A 15,646-nucleotide genomic window follows, 5' to 3' on the forward strand; every position below is an offset into this window, starting at 1 on the left:
GCGCGCAGGCTTGGGCGCTGGCGTGGTCAATGCGCCAGCACTCCGGAGAGGATGAAGCCCACGTACACCGCCACCGCGATCAACCCCACGACCAGCGCGGTGCGCCGCGAGCGACGGCGGCGCAGTGCCAGTTCCTCAGCTTGCCATTGGCTGTCACTCATCTGTTTCGACTCCTCAGTGTGTGACGTCGTCATGGGCCAGATCACCCGGCTTGATCACCGGCGGCACCGTGAAGGTATGTGCCGGTGCCGGTGACGGTACCGTCCACTCCAGGCCCCTGGCGTTCTCCCAGGCGCGTGCTTCGGCACGCTTGCCGTTGCGCAGCGAGGACAACAGGATCGCCGCCATCATGAACGGGGTGACGAACATGCCGAACGCGCCGATCGAGCTGATCAGGTTCCAGTCGGCGAACACCGGGTTGTAATCGGGAATGCGGCGCGGCATGCCGGCCAGGCCAAGGAAGTGCTGCGGGAAGAACAGCAGGTTGACGAACACCATCGTCCACCAGAAATGCACCTTGCCCCAGAACTCGTTGTACATGCGGCCAGTCCACTTCGGCCACCAGTAGTACACCGCCGCGATCAGCGCCAGCACCGCACCGGTGACCAGCACGTAATGGAAGTGCGCCACCACGAAGTAGGTGTCGTGGTACTGGAAGTCGGCCGGCACGATGGCCAGCATCAGGCCGGAGAAACCACCGATGGTGAACAGGATCACGAAGGCGATCGAGAACAGCATCGGCGTTTCGAATGTCAGCGAGCCTTCCCACATCGTGCTGACCCAGTTGAACACCTTCACGCCGGTCGGGATCGAGATCAGCATCGTGGCGAACATGAAGTAGATCTCGCCGCCCAGCGGCATGCCCACCGTGAACATGTGGTGCGCCCACACGATGAACGACAGGAACGCGATCGCCGCGGTGGCGTACACCATCGCCTGGTAACCGAACAGCGGCTTGCGGCTGAAGGTGGGAAGGATCTCGCTGACCACGCCGAACGCCGGCAGGATCATGATGTAGACCTCCGGGTGACCGAAGAACCAGAAGATGTGCTGGTACATCACCGGGTCACCGCCGCCGGCGGCGTTGAAGAAGCTGGTGCCGAAGAACTTGTCGGTCAGCAGCATGGTCACCGCACCGGCCAGCACCGGCATCACCGCGATCAGCAGGAACGCGGTGATCAGCCAGGTCCAGCAGAAGATCGGCATCTTCAGCAGGTCAATGCCCGGCGCGCGCATGTTGAGCACGGTGGCGATGATGTTGATCGCACCCATGATCGAACTGATGCCGGCCACGTGGATGGCGAACACGCTGAAGGCGACGTTGTAGCCACCCTGCAACGACAGCGGCGGGTACAGCGTCCAGCCGCCGGCCGGCGCACCGCCGGGCAGGAACAGCGTCACCAGCAGCAGGCTGAAGGCCACCGGCAGCAACCAGAACGACCAGTTGTTCATGCGCGGCAGCGCCATGTCCGGCGCGCCCACCTGCAACGGGATCATCCAGTTGGCCAGGCCGACAAAGGCCGGCATCACGCCACCGAAGATCATCACCAGTGCGTGCACGGTGGTCATCTGGTTGAAGAATTCCGGCTTCATGTGTTGCAGGCCGGGCTCCATCAGCTCCCAGCGGATCAGCACCGACATGAACGCGCCGATGATGAACATCACGAAGCTGAAAAGCAGGTACAGCGTGCCGATGTCCTTGTGGTTCGTGGAGAAGAACCAGCGCTCGAAGAAGCTTTGATGGTGACCGTGGTGCTCGGAGTGATCCACTGCGGAATTCGCCATTGCAACTACACCTCGTTATCCAGTTTCCAGGCATCGCGCCGGCCTGCGCCGGCACGCAGTGGGATCAGGCGCCGGTGCTGGCCTGCGCGGCAGGCACGGCTTCCGGTTGCGGGGCTTGTTCAGCAGCCGGAGCCGGTTCGGCAACCGCCTCGGGTGCAGCGGCCGGCGCGGGTTTGCGCGAGGCCAGCCAGGTCTTGAAGTCTTCCTTGGACACGGCCTTGACCACGATCGGCATGAAGCCATGGTCCTTGCCGCACAGCTCGGCGCACTGGCCGCGGTAGACACCGACTTCCTCGATATTGGTCCAGCGCTCGTTGATGAAGCCCGGTACCGCGTCCTGCTTCCAGCCCAGCGCCGGCACCCACCATGCGTGGATCACGTCATCGGAGGTGATGACGAAACGCACCTTGGTATCGACCGGCAGCACCAGCGGGTTGTCCACATCCAGCAGGTAGTTCGGATCGGTGGCCATGGTCGGCACCGCGCCGCTCTGGCGGACCTCGTCGGACTTGCGGTCCAGGCGGCTGGTGAAAGCGACGTTCTCGCCCAGGTACTCGTACTTCCACATCCACTGGTAGCCGGTGACCTTCACGGTCATTTCCGACTCGCGCGTGTCGTACATGGCGATCAGCTTGGCCGTGGCCGGCCAGGCCATCACCACCAGGATGATGATCGGAATCACGGTCCAGACGATTTCCGCCTTGGTGTTGTGGCTGAACTGCTTGGCCACCGCGCCCTTGGACCTGCGGAACTTGAACATCGCGTAGAACATCGCGCCAAACACCAGCACGCCGATCACCACGCAGACCCACAGCGCCACCATGTGCGCTTCCCACGCCATGCGCGCGGTATGGGTGACGCCCTTGCCCATGTTGAGCTGCCACGGCGCTGGATCGGCTGACTGCGCCCATGCCATTGGCGCCGACAGCGCCATGGCTGCCAGCATGAAACCGTATTGCAACTTCCCGCCCCACCCGCTGCTTTGCTTCATTGCCTAGACCCTTACCGTCGTCGGTTGCAGCCATTGCTGGCTGCGAGCAAGCCTTCAAGTGCCGCCGCAAGTTCCCGACGTTCGGCAGGTGCGAGGAAACTCCCCACTTCCACCTGCTTGCCGCTGGAAACCAGCAGGACCCGTTCCTCCACGGTCACCAGGCGCACCCAGTAGGGATGTGCCCGGAACACCGGTGAACTCCCGGCTGCGGGAATCACTTCCACGCAGTCCGGTCCTACCCGGATCTCTTCCCGGCGCTCGCCGCTGCGCCAGACCGCACGCAACGCCACGCCCACCAGAAAGCAATGCAAGAACGCGAAGACCGGAGCAAAGACGTTTCCGGACAACCAACCCAGGCCGGCCGTGAACGCCATCAATCCTGCCAACGCGGCGAACAACAGGACGAACTGCCGGGCCGTAAGCGCCCGTGGGGGATGCAGCATCAGCTGCGCATGTGAGCCATCGGGAACTGACCGAAGCATCTGGATCATGTCGCAACCGCGTCCGTACCGCGGAAAACGACTCGATGGTATCCGTGCCCAACCACACCGGCAAGCTTCCATTCATCGATGTGCAAGATGTTGCGGCGCACACAAGAATCGCTCCGTTCCCACACAACATCGGCAGATTAATTGCCGAAATCGGCACACTTCTATCGACAACCGTTTTTTTTTAAAAATCGCCTCGTATCGCAGGCTTTCAGACTGAAAAAAGGTGTCTCCGGGGGACTGGGAAAAATGTCGCCGAGGATTAAAATGGCCGAATCCGCAACCGTGGCCCCAGGCATGAACGCATCATCATCCAACGCTGTCGCATCACCACCGGAAGCCCTGCTTTCGCCCGAACTGCCGCCGGCTCCGCCCGCGCTGCGCCAGGCCATCACCGATGGCTGGCTGAAGGACGAAACCACCCACGTCCGTGAACTGCTGGAGCAGGCCCGCCTGCCCGCCGCCGAGCAGGCGCAGGTACAGGCCACCGCCGCCGACCTGGTGCGCCGCGTGCGTGCACGCGCCAAGAACCAGGGTGCGATCGAAGCCTTCATGCGCCAGTACGACCTGGGCAGCGAGGAAGGTGTGCTGCTGATGTGCGTGGCCGAAGCGCTGCTGCGCATTCCGGACCAGGAGACGGCCGACAAGCTGATCCGCGACAAGCTCGGCGAAGCGGACTGGAAGCGTCACATGGGCCAGTCCGACTCGGTGCTGGTCAACGCCTCCACCTGGGGCCTGATGCTGACCGGCCACCTGGTCGATCTGGCCGACGCTACCAAGCGTGACGTGCATGGCGCGTTCAAGCGTCTGATCGGTCGCGTCGGCGAGCCGGTGATCCGCCTGGCCGTGCGCCAGGCCATGAAGATCATGGGCCACCAGTTCGTCATGGGCCGCACCATCGACGAAGCGCTGGCGCGTTCGCACAAGGGCGACAACAGCAACTACCGCTATTCCTTCGACATGCTCGGCGAAGGCGCGCTGACCATGAAAGATGCGCTGCGCTATCTGGAAGACTACCGCCGCGCCATCCGCGCCATCGGCGGCGACAACATCGCCCGTGGCGGCAAGGCCGACGGCGATGTGACCGCTTCGCACGGCATCTCGATCAAGCTCTCGGCGCTGTACCCGCGCTATGAGCACGCCAAGCGCGAGCGCGTGCTCAAGGACCTGGTCCCCGGCGTGCTGGAACTGGCCCAGCTGGCCAAGTCCTACGGCATCGGCTGCACCGTCGACGCCGAGGAAACCGACCGCCTGGAACTGTCGCTGGACATCATCGAGCGCGTGGTCAGCGATCCCTCGCTCAAGGGCTGGGAAGGCTTCGGCATCGTCGTGCAGGCGTACCAGAAGCGCACCCCGTACACGATCGACTATCTGGCCGACCTGGCCCGTCGCATCGGCCACAAGCTGCAGGTACGTCTGGTCAAGGGCGCCTACTGGGACGCGGAGATCAAGCGCGCCCAGATCGAAGGCCTGGCCGGCTACCCGGTGTTCACCCGCAAGCAGAACACCGACGTGTCCTACATCGCCTGCGCCAAGCGTCTGTTCGGCCACAGCGACACGCTGTACCCGATGTTCGCCACCCACAACGCGGCCACCATCGCCGCGATCAAGCAGATCGCGCAGGGCCGCACCTACGAGCACCAGAAGCTGCACGGCATGGGCGATGACCTGTACGCCGAGGTGATCCCGGCCGACCGCCTCAACGTGCCCTGCCGCGTCTACGCGCCGGTCGGCTCGCACGAAGACCTGCTGCCGTACCTGGTGCGTCGCCTGCTCGAGAACGGCGCCAACTCCAGCTTCGTCAACCGCATCACCGACGAGGACGTGTCCATCGACGACCTGATCCGCGATCCGGTCGAAGCGGTGTCCTCGTTCGCCTCCATCCCGCATCCCAAGATCCCGCTGCCGGTTGACCTGCTGCGCAGCCAGAACCACGACAGGAACAACTCCATGGGCATCAACCTCGCCAACGACAACGACCTGCGTGCCCTCGCCGAGCAGCTCAACGCCGCCATCAAGCCCTGGCAGGCCACCCCGCTGGTACCGGGCGCCAACACCAGCGGCGCCGCCAAGCCGGTCACCAACCCGGCCGACACGCGCGAAGTGGTCGGCCACTGGCAGGCCGCCGACGCCGCCACCGTGCAGCTGGCCCTGGCCAACGCAGCGGCCGCACAGCCGGCCTGGAACCGCACCCCGGCCGCCAGCCGCGCCAGCATCCTCGAACACGCTGCCGACCAGCTGGAAGCGCGTATCGCCGAATTCATGGCGCTGTGCGTGAAGGAAGCTGGCAAGAGCCTGCCCGACAGCGTCGCCGAAGTGCGCGAAGCGGTGGACTTCCTGCGTTACTACGCCAAACAGGCACGCGAGCAGTTCGGCCATGCCGAGAAGCTGCCGAGCCCGACCGGTGAATCCAACGAACTGCAGCTGCATGGCCGCGGCGTGTTCGTCTGCATCAGCCCGTGGAACTTCCCGCTGGCGATCTTCCTGGGCCAGGTCAGCGCCGCGCTGGCCGCCGGCAACAGCGTCATCGCCAAGCCGGCCGAGCAGACCAACCTGATCGGCTACTACGCCGTACAGCTGCTGCTCGACGCCGGCGTGCCGGAAGGCGTGCTGCAGTTCCTGCCGGGTTCCGGCTCGGTGGTTGGCGCCGCCCTCACCGCCGACCCGCGCGTAGCCGGCGTGGCCTTCACCGGCTCCACCGAGACCGCCCGCACCATCAACCGCACCATGGCCGCGCGTGATGCCGCCATCGGCGTGCTGATCGCCGAGACCGGCGGCCAGAACGCCTTCATCGCCGACTCCTCGGCGCTGCCGGAGCAGCTGGTCAAGGACGCGATCGGCTCGGCCTTCACCTCGGCCGGCCAGCGTTGCTCGGCCGCACGCGTGCTGTTCGTGCAGGACGACATCGCCGACAAGGTAATGAGCATGCTGTCCGGCGCGATGGCCGAACTGAAGATCGGCAACCCGGGCGAGCTGTCCACCGACGTCGGCCCGGTGATCGACGCCGATGCGTTGCAGATCCTCACCGACCACGCCGCACGCATGGACAGCGAGGCCCGCCTGATCGCCGCTGCGGCACTGTCCGACGAAGCCGCGCACGGCACCTTCTTCGCCCCGCGCGCGTATGAGCTGAAGGACCTGGGCCAGCTGCACAAGGAGATCTTCGGGCCGGTGCTGCACGTGATCCGCTGGAAGGCCGATCAGCTCGATGCGGTGATCGACCAGATCAACGCCACCGGCTACGGCCTGACCCTGGGCGTGCATTCGCGTATCGACGAGACGGTTGACCGCATCTCCTCGCGCGTCAACGTCGGCAACGTGTACGTCAACCGCAACCAGATCGGTGCGGTGGTCGGCGTGCAGCCGTTCGGTGGCCAGGGCCTGTCCGGCACCGGCCCCAAAGCCGGCGGCCCGCACTACCTGCTGCGCTTCGCCACCGAGAAGACGGTGACGGTGAACACCACCGCCGCCGGCGGCAACGCCTCGCTGCTGACCCTGGGCGACTGATCCGGCGGTATTGATGCAGCAACAAAAAGCCCCGCTTTCGCGGGGCTTTTTGTTGGCGGGTGCTGGGTGCTGGGTGCGTGATGCGTGGCAGCAATGACCACAAGGCAATTACGCATCGGCTGTGGTTGGGCTGTAGCTTTGGCTTTGGCTTTAGCTGTGGCTTTGGCTTTGGCCCTCCTCCTCTCCCCTTGCGGGATAGGATGCCGAAGGCAGGAGAGGGGTAGCGACGAAGTCGCGCTTCTGCTCCCACACTCAAACCAAACAAAGCCAAATGTCAGTGATACCGAACCACGCTCGGCACGACGGCACGAACCTGCCCGGCAACACCCCAGCACAGCCCGGCTGCGCCCTGCAGCAGCCGCGTTGCTTTGCACGAGACCAAACAAAAAGCCCCGCTTTCGCGGGGCTTTTTGCTTGAAGCTTCTACAAGTCAGATCAGAACTTGTAGTTGATCGAAGCAGCGAGGATGTCGCCGCCCACATCGTACGAACCCTTCAGCGTGCTGCTGGTGGCCGAGGTGATGTTGATCGACGGCTCGTTGGTGAACAGGTGCGTGTAACCGAAGTTGAACTCGGTCTTCTCCGACGGGGTCCAGCCCAGGCCCAGCGAAACCCACTTGCGGGTCACGTCCGGCACGCGCACGTCACGGTGCTCGTTGGTGGTCGGGCTCTGGTCGTAAGCCACACCGCCGCGCAGGGTGATGGTGTCCGACAGCTTGTAGTCGGCACCCAGCGAAGCAAACGTGGTGTCCTTGTAACCGAACTCCAGCACGTTGTTCGGCTGGTTCGAAGCGAAGTCCACGGTCACTTCGTTGAAGGCAGGTGCCCACGCCGTGCGCGACACATCGCCCATCACGGTCCAACGATCATTGATGCGGTGGGTCACGCTCAGGGTGGCCGAAGCCGGCAGGGTCACGGTGGCCTTGCCGCTGGTGTTGACGAAGATGCCACGGGCATCGGTCCGCAGCGCAGCTGCAGCCAGCGCCGGCACGTCGAACTTGGCGTCGCCGCCGGTGATCTTGTGCTCGACCTTGGAGCGGTAGCTCAGCGCGATGTTGGTGTCTTCGCTCGGGCTGAAGGTACCGCCGATCACGTAACCCACGGCGTTGTTGTCGCCTTCCATCGAGGCAAAGCCGTCGGCGCTGCCCGGGGTCAGGCCCACGGCGGCGCTGGCGCCATTGCTGCCGGCATAGGCAATCGTGCCGAAGTCAACGGCGTTGGTCAGCTCGATGGTCAGGTGCTCGACGAACACGCTGGCGCCGAAGGACACGTACGGGTTGACGTCGTAAGAGAACGCAGCGCCCAGGTCGATCGCCTTCAGGTCGGTCTTCACGCCGTGGTAGCGGCCCACCCAGTTGCGGTCGTATTCGGTGGTGAAGCCGAACGGCACGCTCAGCGACATGCCGAAATGCATGTTGTCGTTTTCACCGAACGGCACGTGGAAGTAAGCGGCCGGAACCGGGGCGATCATGCCGGCGTCACCGCCGTTGCCGCCGCTGATCGGCATGCCGGTACCTGCGCCGGTCGGGCCAACGTAACGGCCACCGTCACTCTTGAAATCTGCCGAGAAGCTGATGGCGCTCAGGTCGGCCTGGAACTGACGACCATCAAGCAGACGCATCGAAGCAGGGTTGGTGGCGACCACCGAGGCGTCGCCCCAGGCACTGGTCGAACCGGCGAACGCGCGGCCCAGGCCCTTGGCACTGTTTTCTTTCAGCTGGAATGCGGCACCGTGTGCCTGGCCGAAAGCCAGGGCGCCGGCGATGCCGACCGTAAGAGCGGTGAGGCGTGCGATGTTGGAAGCGGTCATTGTCGAAACTCTCTCCGTAAGACGGTAAACAATCGTTTTTGCGCCTGCACCGCCAGACAAGAAATCCTGTCCGTTGGTGCGCCGGAGTCCCCTCCCGACATACGACGCCGTATGCAGTATTACCCAGCAGGCTTAACTAAACAATAACGGTGCCCGTAAATTTCGCGCCCCTGCCCGGCCGGCGCCGGGTTAGGCTTCCGGGCAATGTTCGTTTCCATCCCCTCACGCAAGAAGCCGGGCCTGCGCTGGGCCGTGCCGCTGCTGTTCACGGCCATCTGGCTGGCCTTCCTGTGGTCAATCTCACGCCCCGATGAGGCGCGTCGATCGCTATGGATGGACTGGGGCGCGCTGGCCACCGGCCTGGGCAACCATGAAGACTGGTGGGCGGCGCTGCGCGACGGCAGCGCGCTGCGCCTGTTCACCGCGCTGTTCCTGCATGCCGACTGGCTGCATCTGCTTGGCAACCTGGTGTTCCTGCTGATCTTCGGCTTGCCGGCCGAACGCCAGCTCGGGCCGTGGCGGCTGCTGTTGTTGTTCCTGCTAGGCGGTGCCACTGCCAATCTGGCGGCGTTGTATGTGATGGGCTCGCCCGACCGCATCATCATCGGCGCCAGCGGCGCGGTGTCGGCGCTGATGGGCGCGTACCTGGCACTGTTTCCCGGCGCGCGTCTGGGCGTGGTGCTGCCGTTGGGTCTGTTTCTGGAGTTCGTACGGGCGCCAGCATTCCTGCTGATCGGTGTCTGGGCGGCCTTGCAGGTGGTGTTCGCCTACATCGGCCCCAGCTTCGGCATGGTGGCGTGGTCGGCGCATGTGGCCGGTTTCGCATTCGGCATCGTCTACGGCCTGTATGTGCGTGCCGCCATCGCACGGCGGCTACGCAAGCGCCACGGCTTCTGACAGGTGGTTTCGAGCCGGCTTGAGCGCCAGCTCCTATAATCCGGCGATGAGCAGCAAGCCGCTATACAAAGTCACGTTCCTCAATCACGGCAAGGTTTACGAGCTGTATGCGCGCCATGTTGGCAGCAGCCATCTGTGGGGCTTCAACGAAGTGGCCGAGCTGGTGTTCGATGTCCACGACGGGCTGGTGGTGGACCCCACCGAAGAACGCCTGCGCGAGGAGTTCGGCAACACCAAGGTGTTGCACCTGCCGATGCAGAGTGTCGTGCGCATCGAGGAAGTGGAAAAGAAGGGCCAGTCGGCCATCCGCGATGCCGGGACCGGCGAAAAGGTAATCACGCCGTTTCCGTTGCCCGGCAAGCCGCGCTGAGCTGCAATGCAACGGCCCCGCTCTTGCGGGGCCGTTTTCACATCATTTGCCGTCGCTTTCGCTGACCGGCTTTTTGTCTTCCGCCTTGACTGGCGCTTCCACCGCATCCTTGTCTGTCGGCGCCGGTTTGATTTCCGCTGCGGAAGCCGGCGTCGGCGTTGCTGGCTTCACTGCGGCAGCCGTTGCCGATGCCGGCTTGGCAGCAGCAACCGGCGCGGGCTTGGCGGCGGCGAGCGAACCAGGGTGCTTGAGTTCGCGCAACGCTGACTGGATCGGCGCATCGCCGGTCAACACGACGCCTGCCTTGCTCCCGGTGGTTTCATCATCCCCGCGCAGGTGGCCCGGCAGGCTGGCTTCGCTGTAATCGGCCAGGCTGGGCGGCAGATCCTTCAACGCTGCATCCGGTTCTGCGGTCAGTTCGACATCGGGCACGATGCCGGTGGCCTGGATCGAACGACCACTGGGCGTGTAATAACGCGCGGTAGTGAGCTTGACCGAATCACCGTTGTCCAGCGGCAGCACGGTCTGCACCGAGCCTTTGCCGAAGGTGCGGCTGCCGATCACGCGCGCACGCTGGTTGTCACGCAGCGCGCCGGCCAGGACTTCCGATGCACTGGCCGAACCGGCATCCACCAGCACCACGACCGGCGTACCTTTGAGCAGATCGCCCGGGGTGGCATCGAACTTGGCATCACTGATGGAAATCCGCCCACGCGTGCTGACGATGCCCCCCTTCTCCAGCAGGTCATCGGCAACCTGCACCGCAGCGGTGAGCAGGCCGCCCGGATTGCTGCGCAGGTCTAGCACCAGGCCCTTGAGCTTGCCACCGGACTGGGCCTGCAACTGGGCGATGTTCTTCTGGAAATCGGCGCCGGTATCAGCCTGGAAGGTGCTGATGCGCACGTAGCCATAGCCGGGCTCGAGCATTCTGCTGCGCACACTGGTGACGCGGATGGTTTCGCGGGTGACACTCACGTCGAACGGTTTTGCATCACCGCGCTCGATGGTCAGCACCACGGTGCTGCCGGCCGGGCCACGCAGCGGTTCCATGGCTTCGATGGCGCTGATCGGCTTGCCGTCGATGGCCACGATCAGGTCACCGGCGCGCAGGCCCGCACGGGCTGCCGGTGTGTCGTCGATCGGGGATACCACCTTGAGCGTGTTGTCCTGCTGCTGCAGCAGTTCCACGCCAATGCCTTCGTAGGCACCGGTGGCCTGCTCATCAAAGGCCTGCGCGTCTTCCTTGTCGAAATAGGTGCTGTGCGGATCCAGTTCCAGCAGCAAGCCGCGCACCGCAGACTGCATCAGCTTCTTGTCGTCCACCGGCTCGACATAGGCCGCGCGGACCGCATTGTAGACCGCGACAAAACGACGGATTTCATCCAGCGGGACGCGTGAGGTCACCGATTCCTTGGCATCAGGGTCGTCTGCCCGGGACACCTTGTCCGGGGCGCTCTGCGCCAGCGTCACCACAGGTGACAGGGCCAACAGCAGGGCAGCAGCAAGACGGGCTACACGCATGAATCACTCCATGGGGAAACGGTTGCGCCGGAAGCGCGCTCGTTTCGATTATGCGTCAAGCCTGGCTAAATTCGCGTTGAAGCCGCCGTCACAGCGGGGCCGTGGTCAGTGCGCGCTCACTGTCGCTGCAACCAGGATGAAGGGTCCACCGGCTGGCCGTTACGACGCAGTTCAAAGTACAGCGCGCTCACGCCCTGCCCTCCCGAATTGCCGACCTTGGCCACGGCATCGCCGCGACGTACACGCGCACCGGCATCACGCAGCAAGGTGTCGTTGTGGGCATACAGGCTCATGTAGCCATTGCCGTGATCAACGATCAGGATCATCCCGTAACCGGTCATCCAATCGGAAAACACCACCGTGCCGTCAGCCACGGCGGTCACGGTGCTGCCAGCGGCCGCACCGATCAGCACGCCACTGCTGCTGCGCCCATCCGGCAGGCGGCCGCCGTAGCGGGCCAGCAGGTTGCCCGACAACGGCCAGCTCAAACCGCCGACTCGCGGTGCCGGGGCATTGGCAACCACCCTCGGCGGCGTCTTTCCGGCCGAACCGCTGCTGCGACCGGCGCTTCCGGTACTGGCGGGCGGCCGGCTCTGGGCGGCTGCGGCACGACGCGCTGCGGCGCGGCGTTCGGCCTCGGCCCTGGCTGCCGCCGCACGCAGATTGGCCAACAACCGTTCCAGCGAGCGGGTGTCCTGGCCCAAGGCCTTCTCCCTCTCGCTGCGGTCCTGGTAACGCTGCTCCAGATCAGACAACACCGTCGCCCGCTGGCGGCGGTCCTGCGCCAGCGTGGCCGCCTGCTGCCGCTGCTGTTCACGCGCCAGTTCCAGCTCCTTGCTGCGGGCCACGATCTGCTGCTCGGTGCTGGAGAGTGACTGCAGGTCGGTGGTCAGTGCGGTGATGGCACTGGCGCGTTCACGTTGCAGATAGCGGTGGTAGGCCAGTTGCCGGTTGGCATCGGCCACCCGGTCCTGCGACAGCAGCAGTTTCAACGGGGCGCTGTTGCCCAATTGATACGCCCCCCGCAGCAGCCCGGCCAGTTGCCGACGCTGCTGGGCCAAGCCACTTTCCAGCGCAGCCTTGCGCTGCTGCAGTTCGAGCAGTGCCTGCTGTTCGCGGCGCACCGCCGCTTCGGTCTCGGCTACCGCACGTCCGCTGCGGGCGACCTGCTGGTCAGCCTCGCGCAGACGCTGGGTGGCCTCTCCACGCTGGCCTTCCAACTGGCGCCGTTCCTGGTTGACCGCCTTCAGCTCACCACGCAGCTGCTGCAGCTTCTTTTCGGCTTCCCGGGAATTGTTCTGGGCCAGCGCCGGCCCGGCCAGCAAGGCCAATGCCAGCAAGCCGGCAACGCACCACCTCGGCAAGGCCGGGGGCCGGTCGAAACAGGCGCGGTGCGGGGTCTGGCGCAATGGCGTTCCAGTGACTTAAGGCAGGTGCGGATTGTAACCAAGCATGATGCCATCAGGCCTTGTCCACCCGATGCCCATCACGGAGACCATCATGAAACGTATTCTCCTGCTGCTGGTAATGGCTGCCGCCACCCCGTACGCCATGGCCAGCGACGACATCAGCAAGGTCAACGGCAGCATTCATACCAATGCCGGCACCTCCTACCGTGATCTGGACACCGTGAACGGCAGCGTTCACCTCTCCAACGGGGTTCAGGCCCGCAATGTGGAAACCGTCAACGGCGGGGTGCACGCCGAAGACAATGTTTCCGCGCGCAGCATCGAGACCGTCAATGGCGCGATCCGCGCCGGCCGCAACCTGGAGCTCTCCGGCGGTTTGGAAACGGTCAATGGCAGCATTTTTGTCGACCGTGGCAGCCATATCAGTGGTGACGTGGAAACCGTCAACGGCGGCATCGGCCTGGTCGCCACGCAGCTCGATGGCGGCATCGAAACCGTGAACGGTGACATCACCGTTGGCGTCGATTCGGTGGTCAAGGGCGGCATCAAGGTCAATCGCCCATCGTTCAGCATCTCGTTCAAGGCACCACGCAAACCGCGCATCATCATCGGCCCCAACGCCGTGGTGGAAGGTGCGTTGGTGTTCGAGCGCGAAGTCAGCCTGCACGTCCACGACAGCGCCCGCATCGGCCCGGTCAGTGGCGCCACCATCCAGCGGTTCAGCTCTGAAACTGCGCCGACGAACTGAGCATCCAGCGCGCTTCCCGCCTAGAATCGGGGTTCGATTGCAAACCGGAGTTTCCATGCCTCGCAAACTGTTGTTGTGTCTTGCCGCGAGTGCGGCGCTGGTCGCCTGCAAGGGCGAGGAGCCCGCAACCGGCGCTCCCGCGACGGCACCTGCCCCCGCACCGGCCCATGCGTTCGCCAGCGCGATCAACGCCGCCGATTTCGGCGAACTGGTGAAGAACCTGGCCTCCGATGAGTTCGAAGGCCGCGCACCGGGCAGCAAGGGTGAAGAGCTCACCGTCAACTACATCCGCGACCAGATGCAGCGCATCGGCCTGCAGCCAGGCAACGGCGACAGCTGGTTCCAGGAAGTGCCGATGACCGAAACCACGGCCGACCCGAACACCGTGCTGAAAATCCAGCGCGGCCAGGCGAGCCAGGAACTGAAGTTCGGCACCGACATGGTCATCGGCACCCGCAGCGGTCAGCCGGAGATCAAGATCGACGCCAGCGAACTGGTGTTCGTCGGTTACGGTGTCGACGCGCCCGAACAGAACTGGAACGACTACGCTGGCCAGGACTGGAAGGGCAAGACGGTCGTCATGTTCGTCAACGACCCGGGCTTCCACGTCGAGGACGCCAAGTTGTTCGATGGCAAGCGCATGACCTACTACGGGCGCTGGACCTACAAGTTCGAGGAAGCCGCACGCAAGGGCGCCGCCGCCGCCCTGATCGTCCACGACACCGCAGGCGCCTCCTACGGTTGGGACGTGGTGAAGAATTCTTGGGGCGGCGCACAGTACGACTTGCCAGCTTCAGAAGACAAGGAACCGCGTCTGCAGGCCCAGGGCTGGCTCAATGCCGAAGCCGCACGCAAGTTGTTCGCCGATGCCGGGCTGGACCTGGACAAGGCTTACCGTGATGCCAACAAGCCTGGTTTCAAGCCGGTGCCGCTGCAGGCCAGCCTTTCACTCGACCTGAAGAGCACCATCGCCGAGAAGAAGTCGCGCAACGTGGTCGGCGTATTGCCGGGCAGCACCCGCGCCGATGAGGCCGTGCTGTACATGGCTCATTGGGACCACCTGGGCAAGCACGAGGGCGAGGAAGGCGACAACATCTACAACGGCGCCGTCGACAACGCCACCGGCGTGGCCGGCATCCTCGAAGTGGCCGACGCGCTGGCGCATCAGGAACAGCCGGTTGAACGTTCGGTGGTGTTCCTTGCTGTCACGCTGGAAGAGTCCGGCCTGCTCGGTTCGCAGTACTACGTGAACCATCCCAGCTTCCCGCTGGACAAGATTGCCGGCGTCATCAACATCGATGCGATGTCGGTCAATGGCCGCGCCCGCGACATGACGGTCACCGGTTTTGGCAGCTCCGAGCTGGAGGACATCCTCAAGCCGCTGGCCGCCAAGCAGAACCGCACCCTGCACGCTGAGACCTCGGTGCAGAGCGGCTTCTACTTCCGCTCCGATCATTTCAACTTCGCCAAGGCAGGTGTTCCGGCGCTGTATGCCGATGGCGGCGAAGACCTGATCGAAGGCGGCAAAGAGGCCGGCAAGCGCGCCGCCGAAGCCTACGGCAAGGATCGTTACCACGGCCCGAAGGACGAGTACGACGCGGCCACCTGGAAGCTGGACGGCACCGTCGAGGATCTCGAACTGCTTTACGGCGTCGGCAAGCAACTGGCCGGCGGCGATGCCTGGCCGAACTGGTATGAGGGCAACCCCTTCAAGGCCAACCGCGACGCAATGATGAAGAACAAGGCCAACAACGCTCCGGCGAAGTAAGCCGCTTCAATGTTTGAGAAACGGCGCCTGCGGGCGCCGTTTTTTTGCCCGCGTTTCGGCGCAATGATCCGTCCAATTTGTTGATGCCCGGAGTTGCAGGATGTGATTCGTAGAACGCGTTCCATGCGTAGGTCCCGCCTCGATCAATATGGTCTTTGCCAACAGGCACACGCTAATAAAGACGCAACACTCCAGGTTGCCCCCATCGAAGCCGCTTTTGCGTAAGTACAACGCGTACTCGAACGCGCCATCAACGCTCCCCTCGCAGAGCCTGCTATCGAGCGCGCATGCACCGATCGGCGATCACCACGCCCGCCGCGAGCTCTATCGCAGTCCTGCGCCTGGCTACAACA

Annotated in this window: 12 protein-coding genes; 5 read left to right on the plus strand and 7 right to left on the minus strand. The window is 64.4% G+C overall.

Annotated features, from left to right (window positions below; all coding sequences use genetic code 11):
* Positions 1–26 precede the first annotated feature (26 nt).
* The 4 genes from LR961_RS19300 to LR961_RS17105 all read right to left on the minus strand — a co-directional run bounded on the left by LR961_RS19300 (position 27) and on the right by LR961_RS17105 (position 3,267).
* Positions 27–161 (minus strand): hypothetical protein, encoded by a 135-nt coding sequence (locus LR961_RS19300; protein ID WP_269670740.1) that lies wholly within the window; start codon positions 159–161, stop codon positions 27–29.
* A 13-nt stretch (positions 162–174) separates the two neighbouring features.
* Complete coding sequence (gene ctaD / locus LR961_RS17095) at positions 175–1,785, minus strand: cytochrome c oxidase subunit I (protein WP_232151127.1); 1,611 nt, start codon at positions 1,783–1,785, stop codon at positions 175–177.
* Positions 1,786–1,849: 64 nt separating this feature from the next.
* On the minus strand, positions 1,850–2,776 hold the full coding sequence (gene coxB, locus LR961_RS17100) for a cytochrome c oxidase subunit II (protein WP_232151128.1): 927 nt from the start codon (positions 2,774–2,776) through the stop codon (positions 1,850–1,852).
* Between the two features lie 11 nt (positions 2,777–2,787).
* Positions 2,788–3,267, minus strand: a complete 480-nt coding sequence (locus tag LR961_RS17105) for a DUF2244 domain-containing protein (protein WP_232151129.1) — start codon at positions 3,265–3,267, stop codon at positions 2,788–2,790.
* A gap of 294 nt (positions 3,268–3,561) precedes the next feature.
* Between LR961_RS17105 and putA the strand changes: the two genes are divergently transcribed.
* Positions 3,562–6,771: a bifunctional proline dehydrogenase/L-glutamate gamma-semialdehyde dehydrogenase PutA gene (gene putA, locus LR961_RS17110; protein ID WP_232151186.1), complete on the plus strand. Its 3,210-nt coding sequence runs from the start codon at positions 3,562–3,564 to the stop codon at positions 6,769–6,771.
* Between the two features lie 435 nt (positions 6,772–7,206).
* Here the strand turns inward: putA and LR961_RS17115 are convergent, their stop codons facing one another.
* On the minus strand, positions 7,207–8,580 hold the full coding sequence (locus tag LR961_RS17115) for an outer membrane protein transport protein (protein ID WP_232151130.1): 1,374 nt from the start codon (positions 8,578–8,580) through the stop codon (positions 7,207–7,209).
* A gap of 204 nt (positions 8,581–8,784) precedes the next feature.
* Here LR961_RS17115 and LR961_RS17120 point away from each other — a divergent pair, with 204 nt between their 5' ends.
* Together LR961_RS17120 and LR961_RS17125 are read left to right on the plus strand one after the other, a co-directional pair.
* Complete coding sequence (locus tag LR961_RS17120; RefSeq protein WP_232151131.1) at positions 8,785–9,477, plus strand: rhomboid family intramembrane serine protease; 693 nt, start codon at positions 8,785–8,787, stop codon at positions 9,475–9,477.
* A gap of 46 nt (positions 9,478–9,523) precedes the next feature.
* Positions 9,524–9,847, plus strand: a complete 324-nt coding sequence (locus LR961_RS17125; protein ID WP_232151187.1) for a DUF1820 family protein — start codon at positions 9,524–9,526, stop codon at positions 9,845–9,847.
* A 42-nt stretch (positions 9,848–9,889) separates the two neighbouring features.
* On the opposite strand, the gene LR961_RS17130 is transcribed toward LR961_RS17125, so the two are convergent.
* The gene (locus LR961_RS17130) at positions 9,890–11,368 is read right to left on the minus strand and encodes a S41 family peptidase (RefSeq protein WP_232151132.1); all 1,479 of its coding nucleotides are present in this window, start codon (positions 11,366–11,368) and stop codon (positions 9,890–9,892) included.
* A 116-nt stretch (positions 11,369–11,484) separates the two neighbouring features.
* Positions 11,485–12,708, minus strand: coding sequence for a peptidoglycan DD-metalloendopeptidase family protein (locus LR961_RS17135; protein ID WP_232151188.1), 1,224 nt, complete (start codon positions 12,706–12,708; stop codon positions 11,485–11,487).
* Between the two features lie 160 nt (positions 12,709–12,868).
* Here LR961_RS17135 and LR961_RS17140 point away from each other — a divergent pair, with 160 nt between their 5' ends.
* Positions 12,869–13,525, plus strand: a complete 657-nt coding sequence (locus tag LR961_RS17140) for a hypothetical protein (RefSeq protein WP_232151133.1) — start codon at positions 12,869–12,871, stop codon at positions 13,523–13,525.
* Between the two features lie 55 nt (positions 13,526–13,580).
* Complete coding sequence (locus LR961_RS17145) at positions 13,581–15,293, plus strand: M28 family metallopeptidase (RefSeq protein ID WP_232151134.1); 1,713 nt, start codon at positions 13,581–13,583, stop codon at positions 15,291–15,293.
* Positions 15,294–15,646: the final 353 nt, after the last annotated feature.

Origin of the sequence: Stenotrophomonas sp. SY1, from assembly GCF_021202945.1 — a bacterium.
GTDB lineage: Bacteria > Pseudomonadota > Gammaproteobacteria > Xanthomonadales > Xanthomonadaceae > Stenotrophomonas.

Bases quoted from the DNA above. Each gene is read 5' to 3' on its own strand.
- ctaD (WP_232151127.1), bottom strand. From the start codon at position 1,785: ATGGCGAATTCCGCAGTGGATCACTCCGAGCACCACGGTCACCATCAA.
- LR961_RS17115 (WP_232151130.1), bottom strand. From the start codon at position 8,580: ATGACCGCTTCCAACATCGCACGCCTCACCGCTCTTACGGTCGGCATC.
- LR961_RS17140 (WP_232151133.1), top strand. From the start codon at position 12,869: ATGAAACGTATTCTCCTGCTGCTGGTAATGGCTGCCGCCACCCCGTAC.
- LR961_RS17120 (WP_232151131.1), top strand. From the start codon at position 8,785: ATGTTCGTTTCCATCCCCTCACGCAAGAAGCCGGGCCTGCGCTGGGCC.
- LR961_RS19300 (WP_269670740.1), bottom strand. From the start codon at position 161: ATGAGTGACAGCCAATGGCAAGCTGAGGAACTGGCACTGCGCCGCCGT.
- LR961_RS17130 (WP_232151132.1), bottom strand. From the start codon at position 11,368: ATGCGTGTAGCCCGTCTTGCTGCTGCCCTGCTGTTGGCCCTGTCACCT.
- LR961_RS17125 (WP_232151187.1), top strand. From the start codon at position 9,524: ATGAGCAGCAAGCCGCTATACAAAGTCACGTTCCTCAATCACGGCAAG.
- LR961_RS17145 (WP_232151134.1), top strand. From the start codon at position 13,581: ATGCCTCGCAAACTGTTGTTGTGTCTTGCCGCGAGTGCGGCGCTGGTC.
- putA (WP_232151186.1), top strand. From the start codon at position 3,562: ATGAACGCATCATCATCCAACGCTGTCGCATCACCACCGGAAGCCCTG.
- coxB (WP_232151128.1), bottom strand. From the start codon at position 2,776: ATGAAGCAAAGCAGCGGGTGGGGCGGGAAGTTGCAATACGGTTTCATG.
- LR961_RS17105 (WP_232151129.1), bottom strand. From the start codon at position 3,267: ATGATCCAGATGCTTCGGTCAGTTCCCGATGGCTCACATGCGCAGCTG.